Consider the following 20,640-nt stretch of genomic DNA (forward strand, 5'->3'; position numbering starts at 1 on the left):
CTTCCGTCCTCCTCAGGCCGCTTCCTTGCCGCCTTCGCCGATCCGGATCTTGGTGTCCGTCTCGAAGGCGTAGGGCGGGATCGGCAGGTTGATGGGCGCGGGTCCATGGCGCACGCGGCCCACCGCGTCGAATTGCGAGCCGTGGCACGGGCAGGCCCAGCCCTCGAAATTGCCCTGGTGGCCGATCGGCACGCAGCCGAGATGCGTGCAGTTGCCGTAGACCACCAGCCACTGGTCGTGGCCGTTCTTGACCCGCGTCGGGAAGGCGGCCGGGTCGATCATCGCCGAGAGCGGGACCGCCTTCATGTCGCCCACCTCCTTGGCGGTGAGCTTGCGCACGAAGATCAGTTTGCCGCGCCAGAAGACGTTGACGATCTGGCCGTCCTGGATCGGCGTCAGATCGACTTCGATCGGCGCCCCGGCGGCGATCGTGTCCGCATCGGGCGCCATGGAGGAGATCAGCGGCCAGGCCGCGGCCGCGGCTCCGACCGCCAGCCCGGCGCCGGTCGCCAGGAAGAGAAAGTCACGGCGGCTGCCCTCATGACCAGAGGCCGCGGGAGCGGCGGCTGATGTGTTCGCCAAGGTTCGGAACTCCATGCGTCGGCGTCAGGGCCGCAGGTGCCCTCGTCCCGGCTCGATCCAGGAACAAAGCATTATGGTTCTAATCTGAGCAATGAGACTGTCTGACGCCCCCGAGTCAAGCCGCTGTGTGCGGCGCGGCGATAAGGTCGACCCGCGATCGTCGCGGTATGTTGCCGGTAACGCTGCCGGTGCGGCGCTCACGCGACGACGCTGTCGTATCGGGCCGTCCCGTCATCCAGGAAGCCGCCGGATTGGCGCGACCACAATCCGGCATAGACGCCACCGCGGGCAACCAGCTCGGCGTGGGTCCCCTCCTCGATGATCCGGCCGCGGTCGATGACGACGAGCCGGTCGAGGGCCGCGATAGTCGACAGGCGATGCGCGATGGCCAGCACGGTCTTGCCGGCCATCAGGGTGTCGAGGGAGTCCTGGATCGCCGCCTCGACCTGGCTGTCGAGGGCCGAGGTCGCCTCGTCGAGAATCAGGATCGGGGCGTCCTTCAGCATGACGCGGGCGATGGCGATCCGCTGCCGCTGCCCGCCGGACAGTTTGACGCCGCGCTCGCCGACCTGGGCGTCGTAGCCCCGCCGCCCCTTGTGATCCACGAGATCGGCGATGAACGCGTCCGCATGCGCCAGCCGGGCCGCCCGCTCGATCTCCGCCTGGCTGGCGCCAGGGCGGCCATAGGCGATGTTGTCGCGGATGGAGCGGTGCAAGAGCGACGTGTCCTGGCTGACCATCGCGATGGCTTCGCGCAGCGATTGCTGAGTCACCGCGGCGATGTCCTGGCCGTCCACCAGGATGCGCCCGCTCTCCACGTCGTAGAGGCGCAGGAGCAGACCCGCCAAGGTCGACTTGCCCGCGCCGCTGACGCCGACAAGCCCGACCTTCTCGCCGGGGCGGATCGTCAGGGAGAAATCCTCGATGACCGTGGCGTCGCCGCGTCCGTAATGGAAGCCGATCTCCTCGAATCGGATCTCGCCGCCGGTGACGACGAGGGACTGCGCGTCCGGCGCGTCGACCAGGGCGTGCGGCCGGGCCATCGTCTGCATGCTCTCCTGGACCACGCCGACATTCTCGAAGACACCGCGCACGGTCTGCATGACCCAGCCCGACATGGCGATCAGACGCAGCACGAGGGCGAGACCCGCCGACGCCTCGCCGGTGGTCATGCCGCCGTCGCGCCACAGTATGAGGCACGCGGCACCGGTGGCGATCAGGAGCGTGCTGTTGAGGAGTCCGAGCAGGCTGGTGGTCAGGGTCACCAGCCGGAACTGGTGAAGATAGGCGGCCGTGTGGACGTCCACCGCGTCCTGCACCGCGGCCCGCTCCTCGCGGTCGCGGGCGAAGAGCTTGACCGTCAGGATGTTGGTGTAGCTGTCGACGATCCGGCCGATGAGCGTCGAGCGGGTGTCGGCGGTCTTGTGCGAGCGCGCCCGGGCCCGGGGCACGAACCACGCGGTCAGGGCCGCGTAGGCGGCGATCCAGAGCAGCACCGGGACGGCGAGCCACGGCGAGATCGCGCTGAACAGCCCGACCGCCGTGATCGCGTAGATCGCCACGTAGAGGAGCGTGTCGATGAAGACGACCGCGAGTTCCCGCACCGCCGGGCCCACCTGGACGACGCGGTTGGCCAGACGGCCGGAGAAGTCGCCCTGGAAATACGAAAGCGCGTGCCCGAGGGTGTAGAGATGCGCCCGCCAGCGGATCTGGCTGGTCGATTGCGGCACGATGAGCTGGTTGGACAGCACCTCGTGCGCCCAGATCGACAGCGGACGCACCACCGCGATGAGAACGACCACGAGGCCGAGTTCGACCGCGTGGTCCGACAGCACCGTCGCCCGATCGGCCGAGCCGAGCAGGTCGATGAACCAGCGCATCACGAGGTAGAGGGACGCCTCGACCGTGCCGGCGATCACCGCGATGACGAACAGGGCCGCCAGGGCGGCGCGGATCGGGCGCAGGTAGAACCAGGCAAAGCCGAGGATCGACCGCGGCGGCATCCGCGCCTCGTCGAAGGGCGCGAAGGGGTCGACGCGGCGTTCAAGCCAATCGAGGAACATGTCTACGGGGGCGTGACGCGGCGGGAGCCCCTCATGTAAGCGCGACCGGCCCCGCGCCAACCGTGCGGAGTGGTCGCGCCGCCGCGGTGTCTCAGCGGTTCAGGGCCAGCGCGGCGCCCGACTTGGTCAGGGCGCCTTCCAGGCCGCCGCCGCCCTGGCGCAGCCGCGCCGCCACGGAGCCGCCCGGCTGGTAGAGGTAGACTTCCCCGTCGCGGAAGTCCCAGGCCGAGACCCGGGCCAGATCCTTGTTGGGGCAGCCCGTCGCCGTCGCCCTGTAGAGGTCGAGGGCCGGCGTGCTCGAGAGCGTCACCTTGCAATTCGCTCCGGTGGCATCGCGGGCATCCCAGCTTCCGACCACGGAGGAGCGACCGCCGGTGGCGACCGGCGGCGGCGGCGCCGGCGGGGCGACCGGCTCGGCGATCACCGTCGGACCGGCGGGTGGCGCGGCCGCCTGGGCACCGGGCGGGGGCGGCGCGTCGGGGCTCGCGGCCACGCCGGGCGGAGGCGCCAGGGGGGCTGCGGTCACGGTGCCCGACGGCATGGCCGGCACCGTGTCCAGGGAGGCCTGCGGCGACGGCGCCCGCGTCCTCGGCCCATCCAGGCGGCTCGAGGCACAGGCGCCGAGGCTGGCGCCCAGGCAGAGAACGGCGAACGTCGACAGGCTCGGGCGCAGCATCGGTCCACTTTGGGTCAGGCTTGGAGGCGCGTACGCGCTTGCCCCTGACTCCGTGCCAATTGCGCTGACCGCAAGGCGGCCCTCTCAAGCGCAGACGACTCCGCTGCGGAGAGCCGGGCTTTTCGGCCCAGTGTGGCCTTCAGGCCTCAATACGTGGCCCGGCTCTGCAATCAGAGCGTGCGCTCCACCATCATCTTCTTGATTTCGGCAATGGCCTTGGCCGGGTTCAGGCTCTTCGGGCAGGTGTTGGCGCAGTTCATGATCGTGTGGCAGCGGTACAGCCGGAACGGGTCGTGCAGCCCGTCGAGGCGGTGGCCCGTGTTCTCGTCGCGCGAGTCGATCAGCCAGCGATAGGCCTGCAGCAGGGCTGCCGGGCCGAGGAACTTGTCGCCGTTCCACCAGTAGCTCGGGCACGACGTGGTGCAGCACGCGCAGAGGATGCACTCGTACAGACCGTCGAGGCGGGAGCGGTCCTCCGGAGTCTGGCGCCACTCCTTCTCCGGGGCCGGCGTCTCGGTCTGCAGCCAGGGCTCGATGGCGGCGTGCTGGGCGTAGAAATTCGTGAGGTCCGGCACGAGGTCCTTCAGGACCGGCATGTGCGGCAGCGGATAGATCCGGATCGCCCCGTCCTTGTCCTTGCGGGTCATGACCGGCAGGGCGTTGTCGGGGCTCTTGCACTCGTCGATGCCCATCGTGCAGGCGAGCGCGTTCTGGCCCTCGATGTTCATCGCGCAGGAGCCGCAGATGCCCTCGCGGCAGGAGCGGCGGAAGACCAGCGTCGAGTCGACCTTGTTCTTGATCCACAGGAGCGCGTCGAGGACCATCGGCCCGCAATCCTCGCGATCGACCTGATAGGTGTCGATCCGCGGGTTGGCCCCGTCATCCGGGTTCCAGCGGTAGATCTTGAAGGTCTGCAGGTTCCTGGCGCCGGGAGGCGCCGGCCAGGACTTGCCCTGCGTGATCTGGGAATTTTTCGGAAGGTTGAACTGGGCCATGGTTCTCGACGGCTTCCGCTAGAGCAGGACGTGGCGGCCGGGGCAGAAGCCCCGCCGCCGCAGTCGTTGAGCAGAGGTTCGTATCAGTACACGCGGGCCTTCGGCTCGATGTACTGGATCTCATTGGACATCGTGTAGGTGTGCACCGGACGGTAATCGATGTTCACCTGATGCCGGCTCTCGTCGAGCCAGGACAGGGTGTGCTTCATCCAGTCCTTGTCGTCGCGGTCCGGGAAGTCCTCGCGGGCATGGGCGCCGCGGGATTCCGTGCGGTTGGCGGCCGATTCCATCGTGACCACCGCCTGGCCGATCAGGTTGTCGAACTCCAGGGTCTCCAGGAGGTCGGTGTTCCAGACCAGCGACCGGTCGGTGACCTTCACGTCGGCGGCGGCGTTCCAGACCTTGTGGATCAGGCCCTTGCCCTCCTCCAGAACCTCGCCGGTGCGGAACACGGCGCAATTGTTCTGCATCGTCTTCTGCATCTCGGCGCGGAGTTCCGCGGTCGGCGTCGCGCCGTTGGCGTAGCGGAACCGGTCGAGGCGCTCGAGGGCCTTGTCGGTGGCCCCCTTCGGCAGTTCCATGGCGCGGCCGTTCGGCTCGACGATCTCGGCGCAGCGCTTGCCGGCGGCGCGGCCGAACACCACGAGATCAATCAGCGAGTTCGAACCCAGGCGGTTGGCGCCGTGCACGGAGACGCAGGCTGCTTCGCCGATGGCCATGAGACCCGGAACCACGGTGTCGGGGTTGCCGTCGCGCAGCGTCAGAACCTCGCCGTGATAGTTCGTGGGGATGCCGCCCATGTTGTAATGGACGGTCGGGATGACCGGGATCGGCTCCTTGGTCACGTCGACACCCGCGAAGATCCGCGCGGATTCCGAGATGCCCGGCAGGCGCTCGTGCAGGATCTTCGGATCCAGGTGGTCGAGGTGCAGGTAGATGTGGTCCTTGTTCTTGCCGACGCCGCGGCCGTCCCGGATCTCCATGGTCATGGAGCGCGAGACCACGTCGCGCGAGGCGAGGTCCTTGGCCGACGGTGCGTAGCGCTCCATGAAGCGCTCGCCCTCGGAATTCGTCAGATAGCCGCCCTCACCCCGGGAGCCTTCCGTGATCAGGCAGCCCGCGCCGTAGATGCCGGTCGGGTGGAACTGCACGAACTCCATGTCCTGCAGCGGCAGGCCGGCGCGCAGCACCATGGCGTTGCCGTCGCCCGTGCAGGTATGCGCGGAGGTCGCCGAGAAATAGGCGCGTCCGTAGCCGCCGGTCGCCAGGATAGTCATCTGGGCGCGGAACCGGTGGATCTCGCCGGTGGCCTGGTCGAGGGCGATGACGCCGCGGCAGCGGCCCTCCTCGTCCATGATCAGGTCGAGGGCGAAATACTCGATGAAGAAGTCGGTCTGGTTCTTTACCGCCTGCCCGTAGAGGGTGTGCAGCATGGCGTGGCCGGTGCGGTCGGCCGCCGCGCAGGTGCGCTGGGCGGTGCCCTTGCCGTAATCGGTGGTCATGCCGCCGAACGGGCGCTGGTAGATCTTGCCTTCCTCCGTGCGGGAGAACGGCACGCCCCAGTGCTCCAGCTCGTAGACGGCGGCGGGCGCGTTGCGCACGAGGTACTCGATGGCGTCCTGGTCGCCGAGCCAGTCCGACCCCTTCACGGTGTCGTACATGTGCCAGCGCCAGTCGTCCGGGCCCATGTTGCCGAGGGACGCCGAGATGCCGCCCTGCGCCGCCACGGTGTGCGAGCGGGTCGGGAACACCTTGGTGATGCAGGCGGTGCGCAGGCCGGCTTCCGAGCAGCCGACCGTGGCACGCAGGCCGGCGCCGCCCGCGCCGACAATCACCACGTCGAAGGCGTGATCGTGAATGGTGTAGGCAGGCCCGCTGCCGTTTGTGCCGTTGGCGGCCATGTTCGGCTCCTCGAAATAGGGGTTGGCGGGGTTCAGGCCGGCTGTCCGAAGCCGATGCGCAGCACCGCGTAGAGGCAGGCCACGGCCACGACGACCGCGTAGGCGTTGTTGGCGAGAACCGCCGCAATCTTCATGGCCGGGGCGTGCACATAGTCCTCGATGATCACCTGCATGCCGAGACGCATGTGGATCGTAACCGACAGCAGTGCCAGGATCAGGAGAATTGACACCAGGGGGGTCGCGACGAGGAGCCGCGCCTCCGCAAAGCCGCGGCCCGACATCTTGGCGACGATCACCACGAAGCTCAGCATCAGCACGACGTTGGCGATGGCGGTCAGCCGCTGCAGCCACCAGTGGCCGGCCCCGTGGTGCGCGACGCCGAGCCCGCGGACCCGGGCGCGGGGGGTGCGGATCGAGACGCGCGTGTCCTGCCGGACCTCTTTCTGAGCCATGTGGGCCTCCTCAGCGGACCAGAAGGGCGACCGCCCAGATGACGAGGGTGAGCGCGACCGAGCCGATCAGGGTCAGCCGGGCCATCGACAGGCGCTTCTCCCGATCGAAGCCCACGCCCGTGTCCCAGATCAGGTGCCGGATGCCGCCCAGCATGTGGTGCATCAGCACCCACGTATAGACGAACAGGATCAGGCGCCCGAACAGCGAGCCGAAGAACCCGGCCACGTAAGAGTAGCCGACCGGTCCGGAAGCCAGAGCCACGAGCCAGAGGGCGACCAGTGCAGTCCCGCCATAGAGCGCGGTGCCGGTGATACGGTGAAACACCGACATCGCCATCGTCCAGGTCCAGCGATAGATCTGGAGATGGGGCGATAGCGGCTGTGCCACTGTCGGGCGGGCGGTGGGTGCCATCGGGTTGAAGCCTCGCAGCTGCGAACTGGACCGTCTCTAATCTGGTAGCGCTAGTGGCTGAGCGGGCAACCCGCAATCCGCCATGGTGCGGCGCAATGTGCCGTCTGGGGCGACACTTTGCCGATTCTGTCACCTCAGCTGCCCCAGCAGTCGCCACCACGCGTAGTCGAGCGGCGCGGCCACCAGCAACGACAGGAGGCCGAAGCTCACGGTGAGGCGCGTCGCGTCCCCGAGGCGGACGCCCCCGAGCTCGCTGGCGAACACGATCGGGGGCGCCTGGTAAGGGAAGAAGATGGTCGAGTAGCCGATCACCTGCAGGGAGACGACCGCGAGGGATGACAGGCCGCTCGCCTCCGTCATCTCGCCCGCCAGGGCCGTGTAGAGGGCCGGCGCGCCGTTGGCGGTGACGAGCAGGGTCAGCACCGTCGCCATGCCGGTGAGCACCGCGAAGTTCTGTGTCGGCGCGTCGTGCGCCAGGGGCGCGACCGCCAGGAGCAGATGGCCGAGACGCCCGCCCAGACCGGTCTCGTTGACCAGGGCGACCAGACCGAGCAGCGCCGCGATGTAGAAGCAGGTCCGCAGGTTGACCTGCTGGAACGCTTCGGGCGGCAGCACCCCGATCCGCGGCAGCAGGCAGACCACCGCGGCGGCGAGGCCGACCCAGGCGGGGGCGAGCCCATGCAGGGCGTCGGTCATCCAGAGGACCAGCGTGCAGGCGAGGATCACCGCGAGGCGCCGCTCAGGTGCGGAGAGCGGCGGCAGCACCGGCAGGGTCGGCGCGGTCGGGCCGAGGTCGTCCGGAAACAGCCGGACGATGAGAGCCACCAGCAGGACGCCCTTGACCGCGGCCAGGACCGGGGCGTGCAGGACGAAGTAGGACAGGTACGAGAGCTGCAGCCCGAGCAGGTGTTCCGCCGAGCCGGCCATGACGAGGTTCGGCACGTTGGCGGGCAGGATCGCTGCCGACAGGATCGGCGTGGCGATGCCGACCGCCAGCACGGCGCCCGTCCGTCCCGGGCGGCCGACCGCGAGGCCGAAGGCGTCGCAGAGCGCCAGGGTCACGGGGATCATCAGGGCGATGCGGCCCAGATTCGACGGCATGACGAAGGCGATGAGGAAGCTCAGCGCCACCAGCCCGGTGATGAAGTGGCCGTAGGAGCCCGAGAGGCGCAGGGCGAGGCTCCGCGCCATGCGGGCGTCGAGGCCCGTCCGGGTCATGCCCTGCCCCACGACCAGGCCGGACAGGACCAGCCAGAAGGCGGAGGACGAGAGGCCGGAGAACACCGTCGCGGCGGAGCCGAGCCGCAGCAGCATCGCCAGTCCGAAGAAGGCCAGCGCCGTAACGATCTCGGGCAGCAGGGCGGTCGCCCAGAGGCTCATGCACGCCACGAGCAGTGCCGCCGTCGCCGCAATCGACCCCTCCCCGCTCACCGCGATCGTCCCCGCACCACGCTACGCCGGAGGCGGCATCCTCGTCGGATTGGAACGGTTCGCAATTCGGGAGTTGTTGAGCGAGCCTTCGTCAACCGCGAAGGCTCTAGGCGCGATGGGCCGCGTCGGCCTGCTTACGAACGCGGACGCCCGGCCGAGAGCCGGCCGGGCGCGGTGCTGTCTCAAAGGGCGTCTGAGGACCCGCTTCGCGTGGCTCAGTAGCCGTAGCCGTAGTAGCCGTTGCAGGCGGCCGGGTCGTAGGCCCCGTAGCCGTACGTGTCGGCACAATTGTCGTACCCGTAGTCGAGGCCGCTCAGGCCGTAGCCGACCCCGAGGCCGAGCCCGACCCCCGCAAGGCCGTAGCCGACGCCGCGGCCATAGCGCTGGCCGTAATAGCCGCGGTTGGCGTAGCCACGCCCGACAATCCCGCGGTTCCCGATCCCGCCATACCGGCCGGCATCGTGGAATCCGCCGGTCCGGAGGCCGCCGCCCCGAAGCCCGCCGGCTCCGGCCACGCCGGCCGCGCCGAGCCCCGCGCCCCGGAAGCCACCACCCAGGCCGCCGACCCGCGTCCCACCGACTCCGCCGTTCTGAAAGGCCCCGCCGCCGAAGCCGCCGTTCCGGAACGACCCGCCGCCCACGCTGCCACCGCGGAAGCCGCCGCCGAACCCGCCGCCGTGAAATCCGCCACCGCCGAAGCCTCCGCCGTGGAAGCCACCCCCGCCGAAGCCGCGCGCATCCGCACCGGTCGGAGCGAAAGCGACCGCTGCCAGAAGAGCGGTCGAAACAAGTGCGATACGAGTCATGGGAAATCTCAGCTTGAAGCGAGGTGTATTAATCCCCCAACACTTCAAAACGCCGCGATATCCAAGCTTGAGTATTTGGGGCGACGTGGCAGTCCGTCGCGAGAGCCGTCCTCGGGCGCGGACCGGATGAGGACCGCGCCGGACGCCCCTCACCGGAACGGAGGCTCATCGAAGCTGCGCAGCTTGCGCGAGTGGAGACCGTGCCGGTCGGCGCGCAGCACGTCGAGTGCCGCCAATCCCACCTGGAGATGCTCCGAGACGGCCCGGTCATAGAACGCATTGGCGGCGCCCGGCAGCTTGATCTCGCCGTGGAGCGGCTTGTCGGAGACGCAGAGCAGCGCGCCGTAGGGTACGCGGAGGCGGAAGCCCTGCGCGGCGACGGTGCCGCTCTCCATGTCGACCGCGATCGCGCGGGACTGGTTGATCCGCCGCCGCTCCTGGCTGAAGCGCAGCTCCCAGTTGCGGTCGTCATAGGTCACCACCGTGCCGGTGCGCAGGCGCCGCTTCAGGGCATCGGCCTGCTCGCCCGTCACAGAGGCGGCGGCGCTCTGGAGCGCGACCTGCACCTCGGCCAGCGCCGGGACCGGGACGTCCGGCGGCACGAGCTCGTCGAGGATCCGGTCGCGGCGGAGATAGGCGTGCGCCAGCACGTAGTCGCCGATCGTCTGCGACTGCCGCAGGCCGCCGCAATGGCCGACCATCAGCCAGCAATCCGGGCGCAGCACGGCGAGATGGTCGGTGATCGTCTTCGCGTTCGAGGGGCCGACGCCGATATTGACCAGCGTCGTGCCCTGCTGGGTCCCGTCGGCGTCGCGCGCCACCAAATGGTAGGCCGGCATCTGGTGCCGGTGCCAGGGCGAGGCGGCGATCACCGCGGCGGGGTCGGCCTCGGCGGCCTCGGCGCGGCTCACGGAGACTCCGCCCGGCAGGACCAGCCGCTCGAACCCCTCCGCGCCCGAGGCCAGCCGCTCCAGGCCGTGGCGGACGAACTGGTCGACGTAGCGGTGGTAGTTGGTGAGCAGGATCCAGGGCTGGACGTCGCGCCAGTCGCAGCCGGTGTAATGGACCAGCCGCCGGAGGGAGTAATCGACCCGCACGCCGTCGAACAGCGCCAGGGGCAGCGGCTCGCCCGCCACCTGGTCGAAGGTCCCGTCGGCGATCTCGTCGCCGACGAGCGACAGGAGCGGGACCGGGAAGTAGGTGGCGAGATCCGCGCCGTCGACCGCCCGGCCGCCCGCGTCGAGCCCGGCTTCCAGCACGTAGGGATAGGGGATCTCCTGCGCGCTCAGCCCGACTTCGATGGCGATGCCGTAATCCGCGATCAGCGGCTCCAGCTGACGGGTCAGGTAGGTCCGGAAGAACGCCGGATGCGTCACCGTCGTGGCGTAGGTCCCGGCCGCCTGGAGCTTGGCGGTGGCGCGCCGGACGCGCGGCAGCGGCCCGTCCGGGCGATAGCTGATCCGCAGCTCCGGGTAGCGAAAGGCGAGCCGCTCGGTGGCGTCCGGCGGCGGCCCCCCGGCGAGGTAGCGCTCCAGGGCATTTCGCAGGGCGCCGGCCGCGTCGTCGTAGAGCTCGACCAGCCGGTCGACGGCGGTCCCGGCATCGGCCACCGCCTGCATCGGCCGCAATTCCCGCTCGATCATGTCGCCTCCGTTCCTGCTGCCGGATCTACACCCCGCACCATCCGGGGGCGAGATGCGGGGTTGCGGGCCGCGGGCACATGGCCGACAAGCCCGCCGGCGCGGAGCGAGGCGGCATGGACGCGGATGAGTTCGGAACCCGTCCCGGCGAAGTGAGGGCAGAATTGCCCACGACCTTCGATGCGGGCCTCCACTTCATCGGCCGGCTGCGCACGCCCTGGCAGGCGCGATCCGACTGTCCGAAGAACGGCCTGCAGACCGATGCGGTCTGCACCGTGGAGGTCGATCCGGCCTACGTCCCCGGCCTGCGCAACGTCACGGGCTGCACGCACCTGATCCTGCTCTACTGGATGGACCGGGCGACCCGCGGCCTCGTGATCCAGCGCCCGCGCCACGCCGACGGTCCCCGCGGCACCTTCTCCCTGCGCTCGCCCGCCCGTCCCAACCCGATCGCCCTGTCGGTGGTGGAACTGCTCGGCCGCGACGGCGACACGCTCCGCGTGCGCGGGCTCGACTGCCTCGACGGCACGCCGCTCCTCGACATCAAACCCTACTACGCCTCCACGGATGCGCGGCCGGACGCGCAGGTCGACCGGGCCGGGGCCGAGCCGTGAGGCGCGTTGCCCTTCTCATTCTCGGTGGGCTCGCCCTGCTGGCAATCGGCGGTTTCGCCGGGTGGCGCCTGCATAGGCCGGCCGCGGATGCGCGGGCCTACGCGGAGATGCGCCTGATCGCCGTGCAGGTCAGCCTCGACGAGGCGCCGCCAAATTACGTGTTCTGGGCCGGCGATTCCCAGGTGGAGCTGCAGCCCGGCAGCCAGCGGCCCTGCGGCCTCGACTTCCTCAACGGCGGGATCAGCGGCTCGACCGCGGCCAGCTATGCGGACCACCTCGCGCGCTTGACCTTCAAGGTCCCTCCCCGGCTCGCCGCCCTGACGATCGGGACCAACGACATCCTCGTGAAGAACAACCCGCAGCTGGACAAGCCGACGGCGCAGTTCGAAGCCGCCGCAGAGGCGATCGTCAAGCGGCTCCAGACCTTGACCCCGCGCGTCGTGGTGACGGCCCTCCCCCCGGTCGGGCGTGAGCTCGGCAAGCTCGTCGATGCCGGCGCGGTGGCAGTTTACTCGCAGCGCCTGCGCAACCTGTGCGGCCGGCTCGGCTGCGTGTTCACGGACCCGTTCGCGGCCTTGCGCGACGGCGACACCGGCTACGCCAAGCCCGGTGCCCTGCGGGACGGGCTGCATCTCGCGGCGTTCCGGCCGGCGCTGAAGGCGGTCGAGCCGGCGCTCTGCGGGCCGTGACGGGGCGCGGTCTGCGGCACGGCGTCCGCATCGTCCCGGCGCGCGACGCGGCGCGATCCGGGAGCGCCCGGAATCCTGCCGTCACGCTCCCCAGAATCGGCTCGCGGCTTTCGCGATGACGGCTGCGGGCCTGCTTATTCCCACTCGATGGTGCCCGGGGGCTTCGAGGTGATGTCGTAGGTGACCCGGTTGATGCCCTTCACCTCGTTGATGATCCGGGTCGCGACCCGGCCCAGGAAGGCCATGTCGAACGGGTAGAAATCGGCGGTCATGCCGTCCACCGACGTGACGGCGCGCAGCGCGCAGACATGATCGTAGGTGCGGCCGTCGCCCATCACGCCGACGGTCTTCACCGGCAGGATCACCGCGAAGGCCTGCCAGATCGTGTCGTAGAGGCCGGCCTGCCGGATCTCGTCGAGGTAGATCGCGTCGGCCTTGCGCAGGGCCTCCAGCTTCTCGGCGGTGATCGTGCCGGGGCAGCGGATCGCCAGGCCCGGGCCAGGGAACGGGTGACGGCCGACGAAGGCCTCGGGCAGGCCGAGTTCCTTGCCGAGGACCCGGACCTCGTCCTTGAACAGCTCGCGGAGCGGCTCCACGAGCTTCATGTCCATGCGCTCGGGCAGGCCGCCGACATTGTGGTGGCTCTTGATGGTCACGGACGGGCCGCCCGTGAACGACACGCTCTCGATCACGTCCGGATACAGCGTGCCCTGCGCCAGGAACTTCGCCCCGCCGATCTTCTTCGATTCGGCCTCGAACACGTCGATGAACAGGCGACCGATGGTCTTGCGCTTGACCTCGGGATCCGAGACGCCCTCGAGGGCCGCGAGGAACATCCCCGACGCCTCAACGTGAACCAGCGGGATGTTATAGTGGTCGCGGAACAGGGCCACGACCTGTTCGGCCTCGCCCAGGCGCAGGAGGCCGTGATCGACGAACACGCAGGTCAGCTGGTCGCCGATCGCTTCGTGGATCAGCACGGCCGCCACGGCGGAATCGACGCCGCCCGACAGGCCGCAGATCACCTTCTCGGAGCCGACCTGCTCGCGGATCTTGGCGATGGCCTCCTCGCGATAGGCGCCCATGGTCCAGTCGCCCGAGCAGCCGGCCACGTCGCGCACGAAGTTGCGGATCAGCAGGGCGCCGTGGGGGGTGTGTGCCACTTCCGGGTGAAATTGCACCGCGTAGTAGTTGCGGGCCTCGTCGGCCACCGCCGCGAAGGGCGCGTTCTTGGAGATCGCCACGGTGGTGAAGCCGTCCGGCAGCTTGGTGACGCGGTCACCGTGGCTCATCCAGACCGGGTACTTCTCGCCCTTGTGCCAGACGCCCTGGAACAGGGGGCAGTCGGCCAGGATCTCAACCTCGGCCCGGCCGAACTCCGCGTGGTGTCCGCCCTCGACGGCGCCGCCGAGCTGGGCCGCCATGGTCTGCTGTCCGTAGCAGATGCCGAAGACCGGGACGCCCGAATCGAACACGAGCTGGGGCGCGCGGGGCGAGGCCTCGACGGTTACCGATTCGGGGCCGCCGGAGAGGATCACGCCCTTGGGCTTCTGCTCGCGAAACGCGGCCTCGGCCTTCGTGAAGGGCACGATCTCGCAATAGACGCCCTCCTCCCGCACCCGGCGGGCGATGAGCTGGGTCACCTGAGAGCCGAAATCGACGATCAGGATCTTGTCGTGGTCGGTGTTCATCGCGGGCGATTATCCGAAGGCCGGGGCGGGTGCAACGCACAAGTCCGGGTTGTCCGGTCTTCCGACGCGCTGACGCCGACGGAATGCCGGATTCCGCCCGTCGGTCATACGCCCTTGCGTCGTCCCGGGGCCACGCGGCGCGACCCGGGACCCGAATCGGCCGATCCGGTCAGGCGCGCGACGTGGTCTCGGCTCACCCGACGCGTCGGCTCTCAGTCGAAGTTGCGGACCTTGGCCGATCCGCCGAGGCTGATCGCGGGCTTTGCGGCGGCGCCGGCGAGGCTCACCTTCTTCTGGCCGGGCGGAGTCTTGGCACGCAGCTGGGGAGCCGGCTCGGGCGCCGGCCGCGACGGCTTCAGGTGCGCCTGTCCGTGGATCACCGAGCCGATCTCGCCCGCCACGCGGATGAGGTCGTCGCGCTCGCAGGAGCGGGCGACCTTCAGCCCGAGCTTGTGCATGTGGCTCTTGCCATAGAGGTAGGTGGCCAGCTGCGCGCGCTTCAGCGGCGGGATCTGCTCCAGGATCAGCGGCAGGTCGAAATCGTCGGCCCGGTAGACGGAGCCCAGGACCTCGAGGGTTACCGGGCAATCGACTTCGGGCTCGGCGCCGCTGGTCGGATGCGCTTGCGTCATGGATGCCTCTCGGAGGTCGATGGATCGGGATGCGGGTCGGATGCCCCGGAGCCGGGGTCGAGTTCAACCCCTATCGGAACTGTGAGGTTCGCAATCCGGTCCTCCGTCGGCGCCGGAGCCGGGCTCGGGGCCGGGACGGTCTCGGGTTTCCAGGCACCGAGGCAGCCGGTGCAGACGGATTCGATCACCGCACGGGCATGGGCCTGCCGGCGCGCCCAGAGCATCTCCCGGGCCACGCGCGCGGCCTCGGCGTCCGGTAGGGGGCGGATGCGGATGTAGAGCGGCTCCTGCGCGGCGACTGGAGCCGGCGTCACGGCGAGGAGCCCGAGCACGGCCATCGCGGGCTCGGCGGAGCGCCACCAGCGCCGCGGCGCCGACCATGCGGGTCCCGCCATGTCTCTCTCCCGCCCGGACCGAGCGCGATACGTCGCCCGTCAGGGTAAACCGCCTCTTAACGGACCGCCACCGCCGCGCGGAACTTCACACGGCCATGCCGGTAGAACCAGAGGGGGCCGAGCGGGAGATGGCTTGATGCCTCAGATGTTCGACTGGATCTTCTTCGCGATCATGCTGCCGTTCCCGGCCTACCTGATCTGGGACTTCATGCGGCACCGGTAGGCCGGCCCGCGTCGCTCACCGACCGGGCGAGGCCGCCCCGCGACCGAACGGCATGGGCCGCGCAGACTCACCGACCGGCTCCGCCGCCTGCTCGTCCCGGCGCCGGTCCTGTGCGCGCCCGAGCCAGAGGCTGTTCACGAGCCACGCCACCGAGAGCGGGATCGCGGCGCTTGCCACGCCGGCGCTGCCGAATCCGACGCCCTGGATGCCCGTGAACGACCATGCGCCGACTTGGTCGCCCAGGCGGTAGACCACCGTGTCGATGAAGCTCTTGGCCTTGTAGCGATCCTCCCGCGGGACGACGGTGAACAGCACCTCGCGCACCGGTCGCGCGATGGCGAAGTTGCCGGCCCGGCGCAGGACTTGGAACGCGACGATCACGCCGATCGTGGGCCAGACGGCGAGCGCCGCGAAGCCGAGGATGCTGAAGGCCGGCAGGATCGCCAGCGTCAGGGCGACGCCGATGCGATTCACGATCCGGCCGGTGAGGAACAGCTGGATTCCCAGCGTCAGGACGTTCACCGCGAGGTCGACGCTGGCGAAGAAGGCGGTCTGCGCACCCCGGTCCGAGAAGCTCCGCTTGGCGATGCCCGCCTGCTCGAAATACAGGAAGGTCGAGGTCACCGAGAACAGGAGCAGGAACAGCGAGATGTTGAGCAGGTAGGGGGACGCGAAGGTCCGCGTGACGCCGGCGAGCACGCTGCCGCCGATCGTCCGATCCTGCCCGTCATCGGCGCTGCGGTCGTGGCCCGGCACCTCGTGCAGCTGCGTCGACAGGGCCGCGAGACCGCGCATGCAGAACACGGCGATCTCGAGGAGCACCACCGCGCAGAGCATCAGGCCCCAGGTCGGGACGTTCTTGGCGAGGATCGCGGTGGTCGCCGAACCCGCGATGGCGCCGAGCGTCGCGCCGGCTGCGATGAAGCCGAACAGGCGCTTGCCCTGGGCGTTCGAGAACACGTCGACGATCGTCGCCCAGAAGATCGAGACCACGAACAGGTTGAAGATCGACAGCCAGACGAAGAACACCCGGCCGATCCACACGCCCCACTCGGCGGGGGCGAGATAGAGTGTGAGCGCGAAGGCCAGGATGTTGGCCGCGAAGAACCGGTAGGTGATCGGCACGAACCGCGCCCGCGGCATCCGCTTCACCAAGTAGGCGAAGGGCAGGTTGAGGGCGAGCATGCCCACCAGGGTGGCGGTGAACAGCCAGGGCAGGTTTTCGATGCCGCCGGCGACGCCCATCTGATCCCGGATCGGGCGCAGCACGTAGTAGGCGGCCAGGATCGAGAAGATGTAGGCCCAGGACCACGCCAGCGCCCGACCCTCGCCGGGCTGAACGTCGATCAGGCGCGCGAGCGTGCCGCGGGCGGGTGCGGGTTCAGACATGGGCCGATCTCACCGGAATGGGCTTTCCCTCGGGCAAGCCTCCCTCACGGAGACTCGGTCCGACCCGTCGCCTCCGCACGGCGTGGCGACGGATCGGATGACGCCCCTACTGCGCCAGTCCGAGTTTCTGGCGCATCTCCGACGCGGTCACGTCGTGACCGAAGCCCTGGGAGCCCATGGCGAACTTGTCGGCCTCCTTGAGCGGACCGACCACCACCGGATCGAAGCCGGCGTCGCGGACGAGGCCCTCGGCGACCTTCAGAGCCTCCGGGTCATCCCCGGCGATCGGGATCGCCATCCGTCCGCCCGCGCGACCCTTGCCGCCATCGGCGCCTTCCTTGGCGAAGACCTTGTAGTTGGCCGCATTGAAGGCGCGCACGAGTTTGGCGCCGGGAAAGTACTTGGCCGAGGTGGCGCCGATCCCGCTGGCCTGGACCTCGTCGTAGAGCGCGCCGTCGCGCTTCTGCGTGGCGTTGCCGGCATCGAGGACGACCTTGCCGTTGAGAGCCGGGCCGATCTCCTTCGCGAGCTCCGGATAGGCCTTGTAGGGGACGGCGATGAACACGGCATCGCCGAACTTGATCGCCTCCTCGGGCGTGCCGGCCTTGGCCTTCGGTCCCAGCTCCGAGACCATCGCCGCCAACTGCTCCGGGTGGCGGGAGGCGAACATCACCTCGTGGCCGTCCTTGACCCAGAGCGTCCCGATCGTACCGCCGATATTTCCGGCCCCGATGACGCCGATCCGGATCTTTTTCGGGCCGTCCTGGGCCAGCGCGGGCATGGCCGCGGCGACGGCGAGTCCGGCCGCGAGGGCGAGCGCCGCGCGGCGCGAGGTGAGATCAGACCGCATCGATGAACATCTCCATCTGCTTGCGCTGTGCCGCATCCGGGAGCTTGCCCCGCGCGGCGCCGAGGTTGTCCTCGACATAGGCGGCCTTCGCCATGCCGGGGATCGGGCAGGTCACGGCCGGATTGCCGAGCACGTATTTCAGGAAGACCTGCGGCCAGCTCGCGCAGCCGAGGTCCCTGGCGAAAGCCGGCAGTTCCTTGCCCTGGACCGCCTTGAACAGGCGGTCGCGGCCGAACGGCACGTTGGTCATCACCGCCACACCGCGGTCCGCGGCGAGCGGAATCACACGCTCGGCGGCGGCACGGTTGTCAATGGCGTAGTTCACCTGGATGAAGTCGAGCGTCTCGCGCTTCATGACGGCTTCGAGCGCGTCGAGCTGGTTGTCGCGCCAGACCGTGACGCCGACATAGCGGATGCGTTTGCGATCCTTCAGATCCCGCAGAATCGCCAGATTCTCGGTCACGTCGATCAGATTGTGGACCGCCACGAGATCGAGTGTATCGACCTTCATCCGCTTGAGCGACCGCTCGAACTCCGCCAGCGTCGCATCGCGGCCGGTCGTGTCGACCTTGCTGGCGAGGAAGATTTTCTGGCGCAGGCCGGGCTCCGCCAGGATCAATCCGAGGACGTCCTCGGCGGTCCCGTAGCTCGGGGCCGTGTCGATCACCGAGCCGCCGAGGGCGACGAAGGTCTTCACCGCCTCCTTCAGCGGCGCCACCGCGTCGGGCGTCGGCTCGACCTCGTAGCGTCGGGACGTGCCGATCCCGATGGCCGGAAGCATCTCGCCGGTGGAGGGGATCGGGCGGCGGATCAGCGGCTCCGCCGCGGTGGCGAATCGCCCTGCGAGCGGGGCGAGGGCCGCTGCGGCGATGACGGCGCGACGGGATACGGGCATGGCCGGCCTCGGACGAAATCACGACCCATCGGAAGATAGGGCGGCTTCGGCCTGTGTGCATTCATAATTCTCACGCTTGCGTGAGCACGACGCAACGGCCGGCCGCGGGCAGAAGGCTAATCCTCCTCGGGCGGATCCTCGAATTCCGCACCCTCGGTGTCGGGGGCTATGCGGAACCGATATTCGTCGATCGTCAGAAACGCCCGGTGGGCCGCCTGCGGGTCGATCCCGTCGCGGACCACGAGGGTCTGGAAGTCGATGAAGAGGCGGGCGATGCGCGCCTCTTCCGACAGGGCGGCCAGGGCGGACGAGCTGGCGCCGGCGCGCATCATGTAGCGCTTCGCCTCGCCCGCCGTGTCGGGTGCGGGCAGGACGACGACCTGCCCGGCGGTTTCCGGCTTCAGCTCTGCCCAACGCAGGGGCGTCCAGGCGATGATGGCGTCGATCTGCTTCATCGAAAGCTCCGGCAGGAGGATGGGATCCGCCTACCGGGCGCGATCGGGAACGTCGAGGCTCTCGCCGTTCCGGATCAGGGCGCGCGCTCCAGCTGGCCGCGGATCTCACCCTTCGGGTTCGCGGCGGTGTGAAGGTTGAAGTAGATGCGGCCCGCAGCGAGATCGGCGGCCTTCGCGTCGTCGAGGATCGCCTCGCCGGAGAAGGGACTGCTCGCTGCCGTCACCGGAACCAGCACGCCGGCATTCTCACCGGCCTTGGCCGGACCATGGAAATGGGCGGCCGTGACCGGGCCGGTCAGACCGCTGTATCGTCCCGACCAGCTGAGGCGCTTGGCGGCAGGATCGAAGGTCGCGGTGATCTCGCCCGTGCCGGCGCCTGTGGTCGCCGGGACCTCGCTGCTACCGGTGAGGGCCGCGCGATAGGTGGCGTCGTTGCCCGCCGCGATGGCCGGGCCGGCGAGGAGCGGCACGCCCAGCACGAGAAGGGCGGCGAGGCTGGTGCTCCGACGATGGTTCGTGCGCGCTGTCATCGAACGCTCCGCGATGTGACGGGCCTTCAGGCGGCCCGTGTGTCAACCTAGCGGGCTTCGACGGACCGCACATGGCCGCCGCATCGGCGACGGTCGACTTCCGGAGACAGCCGGGCTGTCCCGTCCGCGATCGGCGAGACATGGATCGAGCCCGATCCGGACGCGCGCTTTGCGCACCCAAAACCGTTGACAGCGAGCGCCCGCTCTTCCTATACCGCGGCCACTGCACGCATCGTCCTCGCGGACGGTCGTGCCGCGTGGCGGGGTAGCTCAGCTGGTTAGAGCAGAGGAATCATAATCCTTGTGTCGGGGGTTCAAATCCCTCCCTCGCTACCATTGATTTTATTGAGCTTTTCGGCGCCACGGACGATCTGACCGGTAAACTCGTACCGGATTGGTATCGATGTCGCCTGTGTGCATGGACCGCTTCACGTCCATTGCTCTAAAATGGCGCTTTGGTTCTTTCAGCTCAAGCGATCAACGACCGGCAACCGCGCCGATGGTGGTGGCACGTCGGCCACCGGTCCTGCGCCAGCAAGGGAGTCGCATCGGCATCTTTTTGTAGTTGCATCTTCCAAGCTGGAACGAGGGTTCGACTTCCTCCGTCTCCGCCAGCATGACTCGACATCATCTAAGTCGCTGCGGTTGCTGGATTTTGCGAAAGTTAGATTCGCGGTTTGACCCCGATTTGTCCCCCCACGGCGGCACCGGCTCCAGCTTCTGAAGGTACACCGGTCTCGCGCCGCCAAGCGCCGCGACACAGCCGATAGGCTCGAAATGAAGGAACAGTGGTTCCTTCAACCCGGTCTGAGCCAAGCGGCCGGAAGGAACCGTGCGGCGTGACCGGCAACGGCGACGATCTGGGCCGTCGCACCGTGGAAGGTGTCGCCATCGACGACGGGTCCTGTAGGCGGCATCCTCCTCTCATCCAAAGGTCGGAGGGGAGAGGCGTTCGATCGCAAGTCGGCGGACGTCCTATCGTCGCCTCCCACCGCCTCTCCGGAAGCGTGCTCCCGCGTGGCTTGCATCAGAGCTCGCCGAGGCGGTGGCAGCGGCTCATGATCGGCACCTGCGGAGGACGACGGAAATCGGGTGACGGGCACCTCGAGGGAGATGACCTTCCCTCTCTCTTGCGGAACTGTTCCTTAAGTTACGAAATGGACATCGCCTCGAAGCAAGCCGCGCATGCGGCGCCTGGCCAGTATAATGGCTCCGCGCTTCAGCCGGTGCGCTTCTGCCATCACCTTCTGACGGCTCCGCCGGGAGCGCTCGTCCCGCTCGAGCACCGGGACGATGTCGCCGTTCACTACCCGGACGGC

General features: G+C 69.1%; 20 protein-coding genes and 1 tRNA gene. 3 read left to right on the forward strand and 18 right to left on the reverse strand.

Annotation, left to right across the window (positions count from 1 at the left end; genetic code table 11):
- Positions 1-12 precede the first annotated feature (12 nt).
- From petA to PQI07_RS00415, 10 genes are all read right to left on the reverse strand, one after another.
- Positions 13-582: a ubiquinol-cytochrome c reductase iron-sulfur subunit gene (gene petA / locus PQI07_RS00370; RefSeq protein ID WP_043351452.1), complete on the reverse strand. Its 570-nt coding sequence runs from the start codon at positions 580-582 to the stop codon at positions 13-15.
- A 197-nt stretch (positions 583-779) separates the two neighbouring features.
- Entirely contained in the window at positions 780-2,645 is a 1,866-nt protein-coding gene (locus PQI07_RS00375) for an ABC transporter ATP-binding protein (protein ID WP_274925784.1), read from the reverse strand.
- Positions 2,646-2,736: 91 nt separating this feature from the next.
- The gene (locus PQI07_RS00380) at positions 2,737-3,321 is read right to left on the reverse strand and encodes a protease inhibitor Inh/omp19 family protein (RefSeq protein ID WP_043352132.1); all 585 of its coding nucleotides are present in this window, start codon (positions 3,319-3,321) and stop codon (positions 2,737-2,739) included.
- Positions 3,322-3,491: 170 nt separating this feature from the next.
- Positions 3,492-4,316 carry a succinate dehydrogenase iron-sulfur subunit gene (locus PQI07_RS00385; RefSeq protein WP_024831121.1) on the reverse strand — a complete coding sequence of 275 codons (825 nt, stop codon included), beginning with the start codon at positions 4,314-4,316 and terminating at the stop codon, positions 3,492-3,494.
- An 83-nt stretch (positions 4,317-4,399) separates the two neighbouring features.
- A complete protein-coding gene (sdhA, locus tag PQI07_RS00390; protein ID WP_043352130.1) occupies positions 4,400-6,217 on the reverse strand; it encodes a succinate dehydrogenase flavoprotein subunit in 1,818 nt (605 codons plus the stop codon).
- A 32-nt stretch (positions 6,218-6,249) separates the two neighbouring features.
- Positions 6,250-6,669 carry a succinate dehydrogenase, hydrophobic membrane anchor protein gene (gene sdhD / locus PQI07_RS00395; RefSeq protein WP_043383655.1) on the reverse strand — a complete coding sequence of 140 codons (420 nt, stop codon included), beginning with the start codon at positions 6,667-6,669 and terminating at the stop codon, positions 6,250-6,252.
- A gap of 10 nt (positions 6,670-6,679) precedes the next feature.
- Complete coding sequence (gene sdhC / locus PQI07_RS00400; protein WP_043352126.1) at positions 6,680-7,081, reverse strand: succinate dehydrogenase, cytochrome b556 subunit; 402 nt, start codon at positions 7,079-7,081, stop codon at positions 6,680-6,682.
- 129 nt (positions 7,082-7,210) lie between these two features.
- A complete protein-coding gene (locus PQI07_RS00405; protein ID WP_274925785.1) occupies positions 7,211-8,512 on the reverse strand; it encodes an SLC13 family permease in 1,302 nt (433 codons plus the stop codon).
- Between the two features lie 215 nt (positions 8,513-8,727).
- Entirely contained in the window at positions 8,728-9,318 is a 591-nt protein-coding gene (locus PQI07_RS00410) for a hypothetical protein (RefSeq protein ID WP_274925786.1), read from the reverse strand.
- Positions 9,319-9,467: 149 nt separating this feature from the next.
- Complete coding sequence (locus tag PQI07_RS00415) at positions 9,468-10,961, reverse strand: AMP nucleosidase (RefSeq protein WP_043383644.1); 1,494 nt, start codon at positions 10,959-10,961, stop codon at positions 9,468-9,470.
- Between the two features lie 113 nt (positions 10,962-11,074).
- On the opposite strand from PQI07_RS00415, the gene tsaA reads away from it, so the two are divergent.
- Both tsaA and PQI07_RS00425 read left to right on the forward strand, forming a co-directional pair.
- Positions 11,075-11,572: a tRNA (N6-threonylcarbamoyladenosine(37)-N6)-methyltransferase TrmO gene (tsaA, locus tag PQI07_RS00420; protein WP_043352118.1), complete on the forward strand. Its 498-nt coding sequence runs from the start codon at positions 11,075-11,077 to the stop codon at positions 11,570-11,572.
- On the forward strand, positions 11,569-12,261 hold the full coding sequence (locus tag PQI07_RS00425; RefSeq protein ID WP_274925787.1) for an SGNH/GDSL hydrolase family protein: 693 nt from the start codon (positions 11,569-11,571) through the stop codon (positions 12,259-12,261). Before tsaA ends, PQI07_RS00425 begins: the two co-directional genes overlap by 4 nt.
- A 134-nt stretch (positions 12,262-12,395) precedes the next feature.
- Here PQI07_RS00425 and guaA read toward each other — a convergent pair whose 3' ends face one another.
- The 8 genes from guaA to PQI07_RS00465 form a co-directional block, all read right to left on the reverse strand.
- Positions 12,396-13,952: a glutamine-hydrolyzing GMP synthase gene (guaA, locus tag PQI07_RS00430; protein ID WP_274925788.1), complete on the reverse strand. Its 1,557-nt coding sequence runs from the start codon at positions 13,950-13,952 to the stop codon at positions 12,396-12,398.
- 212 nt (positions 13,953-14,164) lie between these two features.
- Entirely contained in the window at positions 14,165-14,584 is a 420-nt protein-coding gene (locus PQI07_RS00435; RefSeq protein ID WP_043352116.1) for a hypothetical protein, read from the reverse strand.
- Complete coding sequence (locus PQI07_RS00440) at positions 14,581-14,979, reverse strand: hypothetical protein (protein ID WP_043755553.1); 399 nt, start codon at positions 14,977-14,979, stop codon at positions 14,581-14,583. Before PQI07_RS00440 ends, PQI07_RS00435 begins: the two co-directional genes overlap by 4 nt.
- A 238-nt stretch (positions 14,980-15,217) precedes the next feature.
- A complete protein-coding gene (locus tag PQI07_RS00445) occupies positions 15,218-16,591 on the reverse strand; it encodes an NTP/NDP exchange transporter (RefSeq protein ID WP_274925789.1) in 1,374 nt (457 codons plus the stop codon).
- A 106-nt stretch (positions 16,592-16,697) separates the two neighbouring features.
- Positions 16,698-17,441: an NADPH-dependent F420 reductase gene (locus tag PQI07_RS00450; protein ID WP_043383628.1), complete on the reverse strand. Its 744-nt coding sequence runs from the start codon at positions 17,439-17,441 to the stop codon at positions 16,698-16,700.
- On the reverse strand, positions 17,431-18,336 hold the full coding sequence (locus PQI07_RS00455) for an aldo/keto reductase (RefSeq protein ID WP_043383626.1): 906 nt from the start codon (positions 18,334-18,336) through the stop codon (positions 17,431-17,433). Before PQI07_RS00455 ends, PQI07_RS00450 begins: the two co-directional genes overlap by 11 nt.
- 116 nt (positions 18,337-18,452) lie before the next feature.
- Positions 18,453-18,791 carry a hypothetical protein gene (locus PQI07_RS00460; protein WP_043348958.1) on the reverse strand — a complete coding sequence of 113 codons (339 nt, stop codon included), beginning with the start codon at positions 18,789-18,791 and terminating at the stop codon, positions 18,453-18,455.
- Positions 18,792-18,865: 74 nt separating this feature from the next.
- Complete coding sequence (locus tag PQI07_RS00465) at positions 18,866-19,321, reverse strand: CHRD domain-containing protein (RefSeq protein WP_274925790.1); 456 nt, start codon at positions 19,319-19,321, stop codon at positions 18,866-18,868.
- 259 nt (positions 19,322-19,580) lie between these two features.
- Here PQI07_RS00465 and PQI07_RS00470 point away from each other — a divergent pair.
- Positions 19,581-19,657: transfer RNA gene (locus PQI07_RS00470), tRNA-Met, on the forward strand.
- The last annotated feature ends 983 nt before the right edge of the window (positions 19,658-20,640 follow it).

This window comes from Methylobacterium sp. 092160098-2 (assembly GCF_028920805.1).
GTDB lineage: Bacteria > Pseudomonadota > Alphaproteobacteria > Rhizobiales > Beijerinckiaceae > Methylobacterium > Methylobacterium fujisawaense.

Bases quoted from the DNA above. Each gene is read 5' to 3' on its own strand.
- PQI07_RS00375 (WP_274925784.1), bottom strand. From the start codon at position 2,645: ATGTTCCTCGATTGGCTTGAACGCCGCGTCGACCCCTTCGCGCCCTTC.
- PQI07_RS00415 (WP_043383644.1), bottom strand. From the start codon at position 10,961: ATGATCGAGCGGGAATTGCGGCCGATGCAGGCGGTGGCCGATGCCGGG.
- PQI07_RS00445 (WP_274925789.1), bottom strand. From the start codon at position 16,591: ATGTCTGAACCCGCACCCGCCCGCGGCACGCTCGCGCGCCTGATCGAC.
- PQI07_RS00380 (WP_043352132.1), bottom strand. From the start codon at position 3,321: ATGCTGCGCCCGAGCCTGTCGACGTTCGCCGTTCTCTGCCTGGGCGCC.
- tsaA (WP_043352118.1), top strand. From the start codon at position 11,075: ATGGACGCGGATGAGTTCGGAACCCGTCCCGGCGAAGTGAGGGCAGAA.
- PQI07_RS00450 (WP_043383628.1), bottom strand. From the start codon at position 17,441: ATGCGGTCTGATCTCACCTCGCGCCGCGCGGCGCTCGCCCTCGCGGCC.
- sdhD (WP_043383655.1), bottom strand. From the start codon at position 6,669: ATGGCTCAGAAAGAGGTCCGGCAGGACACGCGCGTCTCGATCCGCACC.
- sdhA (WP_043352130.1), bottom strand. From the start codon at position 6,217: ATGGCCGCCAACGGCACAAACGGCAGCGGGCCTGCCTACACCATTCAC.
- PQI07_RS00460 (WP_043348958.1), bottom strand. From the start codon at position 18,791: ATGAAGCAGATCGACGCCATCATCGCCTGGACGCCCCTGCGTTGGGCA.
- PQI07_RS00385 (WP_024831121.1), bottom strand. From the start codon at position 4,316: ATGGCCCAGTTCAACCTTCCGAAAAATTCCCAGATCACGCAGGGCAAG.
- PQI07_RS00410 (WP_274925786.1), bottom strand. From the start codon at position 9,318: ATGACTCGTATCGCACTTGTTTCGACCGCTCTTCTGGCAGCGGTCGCT.
- sdhC (WP_043352126.1), bottom strand. From the start codon at position 7,081: ATGGCACCCACCGCCCGCCCGACAGTGGCACAGCCGCTATCGCCCCAT.
- guaA (WP_274925788.1), bottom strand. From the start codon at position 13,952: ATGAACACCGACCACGACAAGATCCTGATCGTCGATTTCGGCTCTCAG.
- PQI07_RS00465 (WP_274925790.1), bottom strand. From the start codon at position 19,321: ATGACAGCGCGCACGAACCATCGTCGGAGCACCAGCCTCGCCGCCCTT.
- PQI07_RS00440 (WP_043755553.1), bottom strand. From the start codon at position 14,979: ATGGCGGGACCCGCATGGTCGGCGCCGCGGCGCTGGTGGCGCTCCGCC.
- PQI07_RS00435 (WP_043352116.1), bottom strand. From the start codon at position 14,584: ATGACGCAAGCGCATCCGACCAGCGGCGCCGAGCCCGAAGTCGATTGC.
- PQI07_RS00455 (WP_043383626.1), bottom strand. From the start codon at position 18,336: ATGCCCGTATCCCGTCGCGCCGTCATCGCCGCAGCGGCCCTCGCCCCG.